Consider the following 14,477-nt stretch of genomic DNA (forward strand, 5'->3'; position numbering starts at 1 on the left):
AGGCCCAAGCGGGCCACCGTCAAACCACCGCCGTCGAGGTCAGCCCAGATGAACTTCAATCTCTTCCCGGTTATTGCCGCATCCGCCATTTCCGCATCGGTCGTACTGCCGGCGCATGCCCATGCCGACAGCAGCGGCAAGGCCTCTGCCACCCACAGCTACACCGAGCAGTACCTGCGCCAGAGTGCCAACTTCCATGCGGCCTTGAGTGCCAAGCAGCACCACTGAGCCAGCCTGCTGCGGCCCCTGTGGGAGCGGCCTTGTGTCGCGAAAGGGGCGCACAGCGCCCCCAGGATTTGAGCGGTTTACTCTAAGAATGCTGGGGCCGCTGTGCGGCCCTTTCGCGACACAAGGCCGCTCCCACAGGGGACCGTGTAAAGCTGAGAGCTGTTCATTTGGCCATGACTGACCTGAACAGCTCCGAAGCCAGCCACCCCTCCAGCCAGCTCCGCACCCGCGGATAAGCCGCCTCGGCGAACCACTGCGGTTCGACCCCGGCAAACTGGCGCATCAGGGGTAGCAACGCGGCATCGGCAATGCTCGGGTGGTCGGCCAGCAGGTAGGGCCGGCCGGCCAGCAGGCCTTCGAGCTCCGCCAGCCAGGCCTCGGCCTGCTGGCGGTAATGCTCGCGGGAATGCTGCGGGTAACGCTCGGCATACTTGTACAGGTTCACCTGGGCCTTGAACGTGCTGTCGTTGCGCGCAATCAGCGCTTCAGCCTGCTGCGCCGCCGCAGGGTCAGCCTGTAGCTGCCAGTCCTGCGGGTCGTTTTGCGTCAGCGCCCAGCGCATGATGTCCAGGCTTTCTTCCAGTACCCCGGCACCGGTATCCAGCACCGGTACCGTGCCCTTGGGCGACAAGGCCAGCAGTGCTGCCGGCTTGTTCTTCATCGCCACCTCACAGATTTCCACCGCGCACCCGGCATAGCGCAAGGCCAGGCGCGCGCGCATGGCCCAGGGGCAGCGGCGGAACGAGTAGAGGATCACCCGCATACCTCCACGTCACTCAGGCCATTGCCCTGGCGGCGCACCTGGATTTGCACCGGGATACGCTCGTGCATTTCCTGCACGTGGGAGATCACCGCCACCTTGCGGCCTTGGGCCTGCAAGCCGTCGAGTGCGTCCATGGCCAGTTGCAGCGACTCGGGGTCGAGGCTGCCGAAGCCTTCGTCGATGAACAGCGATTCGATGCGCAGGGTGCTGGAGGCCATCGAGGCCAGGCCCAGGGCCAGGGCCAGTGAGACCAGGAAGGTTTCCCCGCCCGACAGCGAATGCACCGAGCGCAGTTCGTCGCCCATCTCGGTGTCCAGCACCAGCAGGCCCAAGGCGCTTCCGCCACGCTTGAGGCGGTAGCGGCGGGCGAGCTGGCGCAACTGGGTGTTGGCGTGGTGCAGCAGCAGATCGAGGTTGTAACCCTGGGCGATCTTGCGGAACACATCGCCCGAGGCTGAACCGATCAAAGCGTTCAGGCGCCCCCAGCGTTGCCATTGCTGATGGGCCTGTTCGATTTCTGCCGCCAACGCCTGGTGTGCCTGCTGGCGACGTTGGTCGTCGGCCTGTTGCGCGCGCAGTTCGGCGCACTGCTGCTCGTGGCTGGCCAGGCGCGCGCGCAGCCCGGTCAGGGCGTGCTCCAGGGCTTCGGCCGAGGTGTCCACGGTCATTTGCGTGGCGTGTTGTTGCAGGCGTTGTTCGCGCTCCTGCAGCAGCACACGGCCCTGTTCGATGGCTTTTTCGGCGTTTTGCAGGCGCTGGCGCAGTTCATTGACGTGCGCGTCATCCATGGCCAGCAGGCGATCCAGGCCGGCGTCATCCAGTTCCGGGTGCTCGCTGCGCCACTGGGCAATCTGGCCCTGCAACTGCTGGCACTCGGCGTCCAGCGCTTGCTGCTGCTGGACGTTGGCCTTGAGTTCACTGGCCAGTTGCACACCCTGGGTGCGCAGGTCTTGCAGGCGCTGGGCGGTGTCGGCGTCCAGGGCGCGGGCTTGCTCCAGCGTGCTGTTCATGTGCTGCTGCCAGGCTTCTGCACTGCTGTGCTCACCCAGCAGTTCGCCGAGTGAGGCCTGGGCCTGCTGGCGTTGTTCTTCGAGGACGGCCAGTTTCTGCTGCAACTGCTGCAGCCCTTGCACGCGCGCCTGTTGCTGGTCGTGCAACTTGTCCAGCTGTGCCTGACGGGCTTGTTGTTCTTCCAGTTCGTCCTTGCGCTGCTCCAGTTGCTGGAGGCGCTGGGCAATCTGCTGGTCGAGGGCGAGGAAGGCATTTGCCGGGTCTTCGTTGAGGGCCTTGAGGGCTTGCTCGGGCAATACGCCAGCGAGGTCGCTCAGCCCCTGCTGCAACTGCTGCTCATCGTTGGCCAGGGCCTGGTGCTGTTGCTCCAGATGACGCTGGGCCTGCTGCTGGGCGTCGTGGGCAGCCTGCAATTGCTGGTTGAGGCGGGCGGCATCTTTTTGCAGGGCGAGCAGGGCGCTCTGGCGCTTCTCGTCCTGGCCGATTTCTTCATCCAGGCGCCGCAACTGGCTGTCGAGCCAGGTGCTGCGGGCCTTGTCGTCCTGCGGGGCGAGGGCCGGCCACAGGCTGTGCGCCTGTACCTGGGCCACCAGCGGTTGCAGCTGTTCGCCCAATTGTTGCAGTTGCTGTTGGTAGTCCTTGAGCTGGGCATTCACCACGCCCAGCTGGGTACGCAGTTCCACCAGCTTGCCGTTGAGGGTTTCGACCTGCTTCTGCGCGGCCTCTTCTTCGGCCTGGTCATGGCGACCCAGGCTCTGCAGCAGCGCTTCGGGCTGATGAAACGGGTGCTCGGCGCTGCCACACACGGGGCAGGGTTCGCCGTCGCGCAGCTGGCCACGCAGTTCTTCGACGCTGGTGTTGCGCGCCAGGCGCTGGCGTTCCAGCAACTGGCGGGTGAGGGTCAGCGCTTGCTCGGCCGCTTCCAGCTCGGCCTTGGCGGCAGTGCCTTCGGTAATCAGTTGCTGGCGTTGCTGCATGGCCTGCTGCTGCCGATCGCGCATGGCATCCAGTTGCTGGCGCAGGTCTTGTTCACGGCCATGCAGGCGCGACAGCTCCTCGACGGCGCGCTGCTGCTTGCGGTTGTCCTGCAGCATGCCACCGAGCAGGTCGATTTGTTCGGCAAGGGCCTGCGGTTCGGCCTTGGCTTCACGGAATAGCAGGTCATAGGCGTCGCGCTCGGCCTGCAAGTGAGCATTGGCCTGGCTGGCCTGGGCCTGCAGGCCGGGCAGTTCATCACGGCCTTTGGCCAGGCGGCCACCAATCAGCATCACCTGCTTGAGCTGCGGCAGATAGGCGTGCCAGGCATCGGCCAGGCCCGCCAGGTGCTGGCTGTCGGCCAGTGCGGTGTTGATGTTGGCCAGTTGCTGCAGGCTGCGCTGCTGATTGGCTTCCAGCTGCTGCACCTGCTGCTGGCCCTCGGCGACCTGTTGTTCAGCCTGTTGGCCGGTGCTGCGCTGCGCGGCCAGCTCCTGGCCCAGGCGGGCCACGTTGTCCTGGGCGGCAAAGGCCTGACGCAGGCGTGGTGCGTCCTCGCTGTGCCGGGCCTGGCGGTCGGCAAGCGCTTGGCGTGCGGCGCTCAGCGCCTGTTCGAGCTCGAGGGTGCGCAGCTGCAGCTCGGTTTGCTGTTGCTGTTGCTCAGCGATCTTCGCGGCCACGGGTGCCAGTTGCGCAGCCAGCGCCTGCTGGCGGTGGAACTGGTGGCGCTGCGGGGCAAGGCGTTCCAGGCGTACGAGGTCCAGGCGGGGTTCGGCCAGTTGCTGCCAGCTGTGTTCGGCGGCCTGCAGCGCGGTGCCGGCTTCGGCATGCTGGGCCTGCAGCTGGCGTTGCTCATTCAGCCAGTTGCGTTGCTGCTCCAGTTGGCGCTCGCCGGCCTGGTCGGCCTTGAACTGCTGCTGCGCCTGCTCCAGGCGCTGGTCCAGTTCGGTGCGGGCTTCGGCGGCCATTGGTAACAGGTGGCTGGCGCGGTCCTTGAGGGCGTTGTGGGCCTCGGCGGCTTCACGGGCCTTGCTGAAGGCACGCTGGCCCAGGCGGGTGTAGATGGTGGTGTTGGTGAGCTTTTCCAGCAGCTCGCTGCGCTCTTTGTCGTCAGCCTTGAGGAAGGCCCCGAACTCGCTTTGAGCCAGCATCACCGCACGGGTGAACTGCTCGAAGTTCAGGCCCAGGCGGGCTTCGACCAGTTGCTTGTATTCGTTCTTGCCGCTGCCCAGCACCTGTTCGCTGTCCAGGTCGTAGAAGCTCTGGCGGCTGTGTTGCAGCTTGCCATTGGCCTTGTCGCGGGCGCGGTTGGCTTCCCAGCGGGCGCGGTAGCGGCGGCCGTCGATACCGATGAAATCGACCTCGGCGAAGCCACTGCCGGTGCCCCGGCGCAACAGGTTGCGCGGGTCGTAGGTGGGGATTTCGCCATCGGCGTCGGGCACCTTGGCCTCGCGGCCAATGTCGTTCAGGCGTGGCACCGTGCCAAACAACGCCAGGCACAGGGCGTCGAGCAGCGTGCTCTTGCCCGCCCCGGTGGGCCCGGTGATGGCAAACAGGCCAGCGCTGGCCAGCGGCTCGGCGGTGAAGTCGATTTCGACCGGGCCGGCCAGCGATGCCAGGTTCTTCAAGCGAATGGCGAGAATCTTCATGGCTGCTCCTCTTCCTGCTGCACGTCCTGCAACAGCAGGGCAAAGTCGGCCAGCGCCTGCTCATCTGCGGGGTTGCCATAAGCCTGCTCCCAGGCGCGGCTGAACAGGTCCTGCGGGGTCATCTGGGAAAGCTCGACAAAGGCCAGGTCATCGTCTTCGGCGTTATTGCGGCCGGCGTATTCGGCGCTGATGCGGATCAGCCGCACTGCCTTGCCTTCCAACGCCGTTTCAATCTGCTGGCGCAGGTCGGGTTGCGGCTCGTCCAGTATCACCCGCACCTCCAGCCAGGGCTGGCGGTTGGGGTCTTCGAGCAGGTCGATCACGGGCAGGTCGGCCAGTTGTTGCAGCAGTTCGCCGAGCGGCGCCGGGCCGACCCGTTGCAGGGCCACCGCGCGCGGTACCGGGCGCGGTTCGACGCTGACCAGGTTGGTGCCGTCCAGCTCCACTTCCAGCACCTGGTGCGGGTAGTTGATTTCGGCGAACGACAGCGGGATCGGCGAGCCGCTGTAGCGGAGGCGTTCTTCGCGGTTGACCTTCTGCGGCTTGTGCAGGTGGCCCAGGGCGACATAGCTGATGGCCTTGTCGAACAGCTTGGCCGGCAGTGCCTCGGCGTTGCCGATGATCAGGCTGCGCTCCGAGTCCTCCGACACCGAGCCACCGGCCATGTGCGCATGGCTGATGGCGATCAGCGCCTGGTCTTTCTTGCGCTTTTTCTGCGCGGCGGCGATCAGTTGCTGATGCACCTGGGTGATGCCTTGCAGATAGTCGTCGCCCAGGTTCGGGCCGGTGACCTCGGCCGGGCGCAGGAAGGGCAGGGCCAGGCACCAGGCGGCGACCTTGCCGCGGCCGTTGGTCAACGGGATCAACAGGCGCTCGGCATCCAGCTGGCCTTCATCCAGCCAGTGCACACGGCCCAGGGCATGGGTGCGCAGACGGCGCATCAATGCGGCGGGCAGCTCGATGCGCGAGCCGGAGTCGTGGTTGCCGGCGATCATCACGATGTCCAGCTTGGGCTGTTGCTCATGGGCCTGGACGATGAAGTCGTAGAGGCGCTCCTGGGCTTTGACCGGCGGGTTGACCGTGTCGAAGATGTCGCCGGCAATCAGCAGCGCATCCGGCTGGCGCAGGCGCAGCTGGCCGAGCAGCCAGTCGAGGAAGCAGGCGTGTTCGAAGTCGCGTTCCTGGCCGTGCAGGCTTTGGCCCAGGTGCCAGTCGGAGGTATGAAACAGACGCATGGATGACCTGTTGGTGTCGAGTCGGGCAAGCGGGGAAAGGGCGGTATGGTAACCCAAGGATGGGGTTGAGAGGTGTCTGCCTGGAGATGTTTGGCGGCTGTGAGATCGAGCGCCGCCCGCGATGCGCCGCGCGGGCGGCGCTCGATCTCACAGGCGCTGAAAACCTGGTGGCCTACTTGGGATAAAGCGGCGGCAAGCTGCCGTTGTCACCCGTCGGCAGCAGCACCTGCTCAGCCGGCGGAATGGTGCCAATCGCCCGCCATAAATCCTCACCCTGCCAATACTGGCCACTCTCGCTATACAACGCCCCGTTCAACCCATCCAGCGCATCCGACAACGGCACGAAGCGCGCGGCCATCTCGGCCAGGGTTTCCGGTTGTTGCCGGGCCCACGCATCCAGCGCCTGGCGCGTGGCCTGGGGGTCGTTGGCCTGGCACGCACGCTTGAGGTCGTCCAGCAAGGTACGTGGGCTTGGCCCGTTCTGCGCCGCGCGCAGCACCGCAGGCCGCGAGCGGGCGCGCCACCACAGGGCAAAGCCCAGCACGGTGGTCAGGGCGAACACCAGTGTGGCCAGTTGCCAAGGCCACAGCAGGGTGCTGGCGCTGCTGTTGTCGCCCACAGGGGTGTCTGCGCTTAGCGCCGGGTTGTCCTGCACATTCAGGGTGCGCGCCGGCAGGCTGCTGTGTTCCAGATGGTCTTCGCGGGTGTTCCACCAGGCCACTTCCAGCGCCGGCAAGGTCAGCGTACCGGCGTGAGTCGGCACCAGGGCTTCGCGTTCTTCGCGGTTGGCGGTCATGCCGCGCTCGCTGATTTCGTTGCGCAGCAGCGGTTGGTCAGGGTAGCGGCGCAAGCCGATGATCTCTGTGGCGGGCAGCGGCGGCAGTTGGGTGCTGGACAAGCCCTCGGCACGCAAGGTGATGTTGCGCGTCAGCGAGTCGCCAATCTGCACCTGCTGGCTGCCCGGGTCGGGGTTCCAGTGCTCTTCCAGGGTCAGGCTGCGGGCTGGCAACCATGGTACGCCAGCGGGCCAGGCCGCGGGAATCGGCCGCACGGTGAGGCGCAAGGGCAGCGAACTGACCTGCACCTGGCGGCCGGCGCGCGCCGTGCCATTGGCTTGTGGCGCTTCGTCGTTGCTGGCGGCGGCAGTGGCGGTAAAGGTCAGTGAGGGAATGTCGAGGCTGCCACTTTGCTGGGCGTACACCGCATAGCGGGTTTCGATCACGCCATGACGCACGCCGTTGATTTCCTTTTCATACGTGCGCGATTCGCCTAGTGGCTCGACCTTGGCGTTCTCCAGTTGCAGCGGGCTGAGGCTGCTGTCGTCGTACAGCGCCACCGAATGGTAGATGCGCAGGGTCAGCACAGCCTGGGCCTGGACGTAGACGTCGTTGCTGTCCAGGGTCGCTTCGATGAACACTTGCGAGGCGCTGTCCTGGCGGCTGGCATCGGCTTGCAGCACTTGCAGTTCGATGGCCTGGCTGTGCGACTGGCCCAGTTGCAGCTCGGGAATGCGCAGGCTGCCGCTGCGCCGTGGCAGCAGGGTGATGATCCAGCGGGTACTGGCGCGGGTTTCACCGTCCAGGGTGTGCAGGCTGTTAAGCTGGCGCGTGCCGCGCACTTCAAAGTCACCTTCCAGGGCGCGCAGGTCGGGCTTGCCGAACTCGGTGACGTCCTGGCTTTCCAGGGTCAGCTCCAGGCTCTCGCCGGCTTCCAGGCGGGTGCGGTCAACGCTGGCTTGCAGCAGCGGCTCGGCCTGGGCCAGCACGGCCCATACCAGGGTGAGCAGAAAGACGCCGAAGCGACTCATCGTGGGGTTTCCTGATGCAATTGCTGTTCATACCAGAATTTGCGCCGCAGCAGCTCCGCCGGGTTATCGGGGATCTCCCGCAGCCATTGTTCCAGGGCCTGGCGCTGCTCGGTGTCGAGGCTGGTCGAAACCGGGCGCTGTGGCGGCTGGGTGACATTGTCGTCAGCACCCGCCTGGTTGCCGGGCGCGGCCTGGTTGTTATTGCTGCTTTCACCGGGTTGTTCGGCGTTGGCCTGTTCGTCGCTGCCGGGCGTGCCTTGGGCCGGGCTGCTGGACGAGCTGCTATTGCCTTCGGTTTCACTGCCGGGTGTACCTTGGGCATCGCTGCTGGCTGACTGCTCCTCGGCCTTGGCCTCGCGCTGTTGCAGCAGTTGTTGCACCAGCGCCTGGTTGTCCAGCGCCGGTTGCAGGTCTGGCTGGCGCTCCAGGGCTTGCTCGTAGGCGTCCAGGGCGGCCTCCAGTTCGCCGCTGCGGGCGAGGGCATTGCCTCGATTGTAGTGGGCGGCGGCTGTGTCGCCTTGGGAAAATGCTTCGGCGGCACCGGCATAGTCGCCGGCCTGGTACAGCGCCATGCCGCGCCACTGTGGGTTCTGGAAGTGGCGTGCGGCGCTGGCCGGGCGGTTTTGTTCCAGCAGGCGCTGGCCTTGCTGGTCGGGGCGCAGCCACAGGTCGTTGAACTCAAAGGCCTGGCTGGGCTGTGGCAGGGCCAGCAGCAGTGGCAGGCAGAACAGCCAGCCACGACGGCCGGCGCAGGCGGCCAGCAACAACAACGGGATCAGCAGCCAGTAACCCTGGTCGGCCCAGCTGTCCAGTTGCAGGGTCTGGCCGTCATTGCGTGCGGTGCGCGGGTTGTCGAACAGGCCCAGCCCGCGCAGGTCGAGGTCGTCGATGCGGGCATGCCGGTAGCGTCCGCCCGTGCCGTTGATGAAGCCTTTGAGGCTGGCGCTGTCCAGCCGTGGCAAAAGAATGCCGCCCTGGTCGTCCTTGAGGTATTCGCCGCTGGCCTGGCGTACCGGCGCGCCTTCGCGGCTGCCAATGCCCAGCATCAGCAGGCTTGGGCCTTGACGGCCGAGGGCCTGGCTGATGCCTTGCCGTTCCTGGGCACTCAGCGACGAGCCGATCAACAGCAAACGCCCTTGGCCCAGGCCACTCTGGGCCAGCAAGGCCAGGCCTTTTTGCACGGCCAGGTCGGCGCGTTGGCCAGGTTTTGGCATGATCGACGGGTCGATGGCCTCCAGCAGGTTGCGGGTGGTGGCCAGGTCATCGGACAGCGGCACCAGGGTGTGCGCCGAGCCGGCATACACCACCAGCGCAGTCTGGCTGTCACGGCGGCGTTCGAGCAGGTCGAGCACCTTGCGCCGGGCCTGCTCCAGGCGGTTGGGCGGGCTGTCGTCGGCGAGCATCTGCGGGGTCAGCTCCAGCAGGATCACCAAGGGGTCGGCCGGGCGCTGGCGGTTTTCTTCCACGCGCTGCCAGCTGGGCCCGAGCAGGGCCAGGATCACCAGCGCCCAGGCCAGGCCCAGTGCTATCCACGGCAGCTTGCTTGCGCTGCCGCTGCCACCGCCCAGCAATACGCCGTGGAAGGCCGGCGGCAAGATCATCTGCCAGCGCCCGGCGCGCTTGCGCCGGTGCCACAGCTTGTACAGCAGCCAGCCGAGCAGCGGCACGGCCAGCAACCACAGCGGGCGAAGCCATTGGGGCCACAGTTCGATCATCGCCGCCTCCTCAGGCGCAGGCGCTTCAGACGCTGGCGCCATTCCGGGTGCGGCTGCAGGAAACGCGGCTTGCGCAGCAGGCGTTGCAACAGGTTGTCGGGCCATTGCACGGCCACCACCAGCAGCACGCTGAGCAGCAGCGCCAAGGCCAGGGGCCAGGCGTACAGGGCCTGGGCCGTGCGTGCCTGGGTAGGCTGTTGGGCTACCGGCTCCAGCTGGTCGAGGGCGTCGCCGATGGCGCCCAGTTCGGCGCCGTCATGGGCACGGAAATAGGCACCGTGGGTGATGTCGGCGATTTCCTTGAGCGAGGCCTCATCCAGGTCCAGGCTCGGATTCAGGCCAAGCAAGCCGGGGGTGCCACTGGCTTCGGGGTTGGCGCCAATGCCGATGGTGTAGATACGCACCCCTTCCTGGGCGGCCAGGCGGGCGGCGGTCAGCGGGTGGATTTGTCCGCCGTTGTTGGCGCCGTCGGTGATCAGCACCAGCACCCGGCTTTGTGCTGGCCGTTGGCGCAGGCGTTTGACCGCCAGGCCAATGGCGTCACCGATGGCGGTGTTTTTGCCGGCGATGCCGATTTGCGCCTCCATCAGGAATGTACGCACGGTGCGCCGGTCGAAGGTGAGCGGCGCCTGCAGGTAGGCCTGGCTGCCGAACAGGATCAGGCCCACACGGTCGCCTTCACGGTCTTGCAAGAAGTCGCCCATCAGCGCCTTGACCAGGTCGAGGCGGCTGATGTCTTCGTTTTTCCACTGCATGTCGGGGAAGTCCATCGACCCGGACACGTCCACCGCCACCAGCAGGTCGCGGCCGCTGGCGGCCACCGGCACCGGATCGCCCAGCCATTGCGGGCGGGCGGCGGCGCATAGCAGCAACAACCAGATGACCACGAACGGCGCCTGCTGGCGCCAGGTGGGCAGGTTGAGCCGTGCGCGGCGCCCGGCCAGGCCTTCCAGCTCGTTGAGGAAGCCTACCTTGAGCACCGGCTCGCCGCTGTCGGCGGCTGGCAACAGCAGGCGCGCCAGCCAAGGCAGCGGCAACAGGGCGAAGACCCACGGCCAGGCCAGTTCAAACATGCTTACGGATCCAGGTTTCGACGGCTTGGCTGAGCCCGGCAATGGCCTTGTCATCAAGCTTGCACTCAGGCTTGTAGGCGCCTTCGACCAGTATCATCCAGCGGGTCAGGCCGGCAGCCGGGCAGCGGTTGTCGAGAAATGCCAGCCACTGGCGGCCGTTGAGGGTGTGGCTGTTGGCACCTGGATAGTGGCTGCGGCACAGGCGCTTGAGCAGGGCATTGATCTGTTGCAGCCAGGCGCCGGCCGGGGCGCCGTCGTAGGGGCGCGGCAGGCGCGCCAGCTCGGCCAGGGCGGCCACGCGCACCGGGTCGAGCGGTTGTTCGGCGCGCACGATGCGGCGTTTGCCCGGGCGCCAGCGGCGCAGCCGCCACAGGCCCCAGCCCAGCAATGGCAGCACGGCCAGCAGCAGCCACCAGCCGGGCGCAGGCGGCCACAGGCCGACAGGCGCAGGCTCGATCAGTGGGTGCAACTGGTCGAGCGGGTTCATGACGCGCTCCTTGGCCGCTGGGCGTTCAGGTACTCGCGCAGTTGCTCGATCATGTCGCTTTGGGTGCTCAGCGGCATCAGCACGACGCGCAGTTTCTGGGCCATCAGCTCCCAGCGCTCGATGCGTGCTTCGGCCTGCTTGCGATAGGCCTGGCGCAGGTTGGCGTCCAGGGTGTCGAGTTCCAGCTGCGCGCCCCGCTGGGCAAAGCGTAACAGGCCGGCGGCAGGGAGGGCGTGGTCGAGCGGGTCGGAGACTGGTAGCAGCAACAAGTCGCAGTGGCGCGAAAGCATGGCCAGGTGCTGTTCGCACTGCGCGGTCAGCGCACGTTCGTCGCAAATGACAATGGCCAGGCTGCCAGGGCGCAGTACCTCTCGCGCCCGGCGCAGGGCCAGGCCAAGGCTGTCGGCCTGGGGCACGGCTTCGGTGTGCAGCGACTGGTTGACCTTGGCCAGGCGGTTGAGCAGTTGCAGCAGGCTCTGCTTGCTGCGCCGGGGCTTGATTTCGTGAGGGTCGTTGTCACCGAACACCAACCCGCCGATGCGGTCGTTGTGGCCCAGTGCGGCCCAGCCGAACAGTGCCGCAGCCTGGGCCGCCAGCACCGACTTGAACAGCAGCCCCGAACCGAAGAACAGCCGCTGGCTTTGCTCGACAAGGATGAAGATCGGCCGCTCGCGCTCTTCGTGGAACAGCTTGGTGTGCGGTTCCTGGGTGCGTGCAGTGACCCGCCAGTCGATGTTGCGCACATCGTCGCCGGCCTGGTACACGCGCACCTGGTCGAAGTCCACCCCGCGCCCGCGCAGTTTGGAATGGTGCAGGCCCACCAGCGGGCTGCGCTGGCCGGGCTTGGAAAACAGCTGGATTTCGCGCACGCGGTGGCGCATGTCGATCAGCTCGGCAAGGCCGATGCGGATGCCGGGTTCGGCCAGCTGCGCAGTGGGCATTGGGTCAGGCAACGGCGACGACGTCGAGGATGCGCTGGACCACACGGTCCTGGTCGATCCCCGCCGCCTCGGCCTCGAACGACAGGATGATGCGGTGGCGCAGCACGTCGAACAGCACGGCCTGGATGTCTTCGGGGCTGACGAAGTCCCGCCCGGCCAGCCAGGCGTGGGCACGCGCGCAGCGGTCCAGCGAGATGGAGCCGCGTGGGCTGGCGCCGTAGGCGATCCAGTCGGCCAGCTCGGTGTCGAACTTGGCCGGGGTGCGGGTGGCCATCACCAGTTGCACCAGGTATTCCTCCACCGCGTCGGCCATGTACAGGCCGAGGATTTCCTTGCGCGCGGCAAAGATGGCCTGCTGGCTGACCCGGCGCTCGGGCTTGGTTTCGCCGCCCAGCGCTTCGCCACGGGCTTGCGCCAGGATGCGCCGCTCCACGGCTGCGTCCGGGAAACCGATTTTAACGTGCATCAGGAAGCGGTCGAGCTGGGCTTCGGGCAGGGGGTAGGTACCTTCCTGCTCGATCGGGTTCTGCGTGGCCATGACCAGGAACAGCGGCGACAGGTCGTAGGTGCTGCGGCCCACGCTGACCTGGCGCTCCGCCATGGCTTCGAGCAGTGCCGACTGCACCTTGGCCGGGGCGCGGTTGATTTCGTCGGCCAGTACCAGGTTGTGGAAGATCGGCCCCTGCTGGAACACGAAGCTGCCGGTTTCCGGGCGGTAGATTTCGGTACCGGTGATGTCGGCCGGGAGCAGGTCTGGGGTGAACTGGATGCGATGGAACTGCGCCTCGATGCCTTCGGCCAGTTCTTTGATGGCCTTGGTCTTGGCCAGGCCCGGGGCACCTTCGACCAGCATGTGGCCGTCGGCCAGCAGCACGATCAACAGCCGTTCGACCAGTTTCTCCTGGCCTAGGATCTGGGTAGAAAGAAAGGTGCGCAGCGCGGTCAGCGCTTCACGGTGTTCCATCAGTGACGGTTCCTGGTATGGGGCCGCAGGCGGGGCTGAAGGCAGCTGCCCTGGCAAGGGGTGATACTTTAATCCATCCGGGGGGGTGGCGACCAATGGCGGCTGGGAAATTTATCCAGCCCTGGGCCTTGTATATACAGAAATGTCCTGCAAGTGGCTGGCCAAAGGCCGATGTTCTGCGGCGGGGTCCTGGCGCCTGCTTGTGCTTCTGACGCAAGCAGGAGCACAACGATGGAACTGAACAGCTGCAGTAATGAAGCCGCTGCGCCGCTCACTTTGAGGTTCGGCGTGTTTTTCGACGGCACGGGTAACAACCAGCACAATGCGATATCGGCGGATGCGAACGGCGACAAAGGCGCCAGTTATGCCAACGCCTTGAGCAATGTGGCCCTGTTGCATGCGCTGTACCCGGCGCAGGCGGCCGATACGGGCGGGGCCATGGCGTTTCTGAAATGTTATGTGGAGGGGGTGGGTACCCGAGCCGGTGAGGCGGATGGCACCTATGCCTCGGCCACCGGGCGTGGCCACACGGGGGCGCAAGCGCGGGTTACCGAAGCCTTGGCGGGGCTTGCCGGGCAACTGCGCGACTGGCGCCGGGCGCATCCGCAGGCCATGCTGGCGCAGGTCGAGTTCGACCTGTTCGGCTTCAGCCGCGGTGCGGCGGCAGTGCGTCATCTGGCAAATCTGCTGCACGACGACGGCGCCAGGCTGCTGGCAGTACCGTGCAGTATCACGATCAATTTCATCGGCCTGTTCGACACCGTGGCTGCGATCATTGCGCCGTTGCAGGGCGATTTCGACCCTGCCGACGACCGCCATGGCGGCTTGCGGCTGGGCCTGGGTAGCGGCATTGCCCGTCATGTGGTGCAACTGGTGGCGGGGGATGAGCAGCGGCACAACTTCCCATTGGTGAGCAGCGGTCACGACATCGTGTTGCCGGGTGTGCATTCGAATATTGGTGGTGGTTACCCGAGCAGTACGCAGGAGCGGGTACTGCTGTGCAAACCGCAGTCACAGCGTGTGATGCGGCGCGTCTGCGCTGAACAGACCCGCGCATATGCCAAGGTAAGTGCGTTGTTGGCGTCGGCATTTGGCGGCTTGGGCGCGCGGGTGATTACCTGGGAAGAAGCGATTGCCGGTGGGCGGCCAGAGGAGGCGCAAAAGCAGGTGTATGCGGCGGTGTACCGGGAGCGGGAGGTGGCGGGGCAGCTTTCGCGGGTGTACCTGAGTGTCATGCGTGAGCTGGCGGTGCGTGCGGGGGTGCCGTTTGAGCCGTTGGGTGGGCAGGCTGAGCATGGGGTGCCGGCTGATTTGCTGGAGATCAGCCGCAAGTTGCATGCGTTTGCCCTGGGCGAATGTGAACAGCCTGGCCTGACCGGGGATGAGCAGCGGTTGTTGCGTGACAGGTATGTGCACACCTCGGCGAACTGGAATGCGCTGAAGGGGTTGCGCAACAGTGTGCTGGATATGTTGTTCATCAACCGGCCAGCGGCAGGCGGTCGGGTGGTGCATCCGAACCCGGTAGCTTTATCAACCTGAACCGGCCTCATCGCCGGCAAGCCGGCTTCCACACGGATCGCGCCGCACTCAAGAGGTGTGGAGTCCTGTGGGAGCTGGCTTGCCGGCGAA

At 66.3% G+C, this 14,477-nt stretch carries 11 protein-coding genes; 2 read left to right on the plus strand and 9 right to left on the minus strand.

The features are described from left to right. Window positions 1-48 precede the first annotated feature (48 nt). Window positions 49-228 carry a hypothetical protein gene (locus tag AC07XM_RS07995; RefSeq protein WP_016485546.1) on the plus strand — a complete coding sequence of 60 codons (180 nt, stop codon included), beginning with the start codon at window positions 49-51 and terminating at the stop codon, window positions 226-228. Between the two features lie 163 nt (window positions 229-391). On the opposite strand, the gene AC07XM_RS08000 is transcribed toward AC07XM_RS07995, so the two are convergent. From AC07XM_RS08000 to AC07XM_RS08040, 9 genes are all read right to left on the minus strand, one after another. Beyond that, the gene (locus AC07XM_RS08000) at window positions 392-985 is read right to left on the minus strand and encodes a glutathione S-transferase (protein WP_060519113.1); all 594 of its coding nucleotides are present in this window, start codon (window positions 983-985) and stop codon (window positions 392-394) included. Continuing rightward, entirely contained in the window at window positions 982-4,626 is a 3,645-nt protein-coding gene (locus AC07XM_RS08005) for an SbcC/MukB-like Walker B domain-containing protein (RefSeq protein ID WP_102689349.1), read from the minus strand. Before AC07XM_RS08005 ends, AC07XM_RS08000 begins: the two co-directional genes overlap by 4 nt. Beyond that, complete coding sequence (locus AC07XM_RS08010) at window positions 4,623-5,861, minus strand: exonuclease SbcCD subunit D C-terminal domain-containing protein (protein WP_102689350.1); 1,239 nt, start codon at window positions 5,859-5,861, stop codon at window positions 4,623-4,625. The genes AC07XM_RS08005 and AC07XM_RS08010 overlap by 4 nt, the downstream gene beginning before the upstream one ends. Before the next feature lie 172 nt (window positions 5,862-6,033). After that, the gene (locus AC07XM_RS08015; RefSeq protein WP_016485550.1) at window positions 6,034-7,668 is read right to left on the minus strand and encodes a BatD family protein; all 1,635 of its coding nucleotides are present in this window, start codon (window positions 7,666-7,668) and stop codon (window positions 6,034-6,036) included. Then, complete coding sequence (locus AC07XM_RS08020; RefSeq protein WP_102689351.1) at window positions 7,665-9,383, minus strand: vWA domain-containing protein; 1,719 nt, start codon at window positions 9,381-9,383, stop codon at window positions 7,665-7,667. Before AC07XM_RS08020 ends, AC07XM_RS08015 begins: the two co-directional genes overlap by 4 nt. After that, complete coding sequence (locus AC07XM_RS08025) at window positions 9,380-10,456, minus strand: vWA domain-containing protein (protein ID WP_016485552.1); 1,077 nt, start codon at window positions 10,454-10,456, stop codon at window positions 9,380-9,382. Before AC07XM_RS08025 ends, AC07XM_RS08020 begins: the two co-directional genes overlap by 4 nt. Continuing rightward, complete coding sequence (locus tag AC07XM_RS08030; RefSeq protein WP_016485553.1) at window positions 10,449-10,943, minus strand: DUF4381 domain-containing protein; 495 nt, start codon at window positions 10,941-10,943, stop codon at window positions 10,449-10,451. The genes AC07XM_RS08025 and AC07XM_RS08030 overlap by 8 nt, the downstream gene beginning before the upstream one ends. Then, on the minus strand, window positions 10,940-11,884 hold the full coding sequence (locus tag AC07XM_RS08035) for a DUF58 domain-containing protein (RefSeq protein WP_016485554.1): 945 nt from the start codon (window positions 11,882-11,884) through the stop codon (window positions 10,940-10,942). Before AC07XM_RS08035 ends, AC07XM_RS08030 begins: the two co-directional genes overlap by 4 nt. 4 nt (window positions 11,885-11,888) lie before the next feature. Next, window positions 11,889-12,848: an AAA family ATPase gene (locus AC07XM_RS08040; protein WP_016485555.1), complete on the minus strand. Its 960-nt coding sequence runs from the start codon at window positions 12,846-12,848 to the stop codon at window positions 11,889-11,891. A 231-nt stretch (window positions 12,849-13,079) separates the two neighbouring features. Here AC07XM_RS08040 and AC07XM_RS08045 point away from each other — a divergent pair, with 231 nt between their 5' ends. Further along, window positions 13,080-14,387 carry a T6SS phospholipase effector Tle1-like catalytic domain-containing protein gene (locus tag AC07XM_RS08045; protein WP_096425783.1) on the plus strand — a complete coding sequence of 436 codons (1,308 nt, stop codon included), beginning with the start codon at window positions 13,080-13,082 and terminating at the stop codon, window positions 14,385-14,387. The last annotated feature ends 90 nt before the right edge of the window (window positions 14,388-14,477 follow it).

The sequence above is a fragment of the Pseudomonas sp. GW460-LB5 genome (assembly GCF_059423245.1).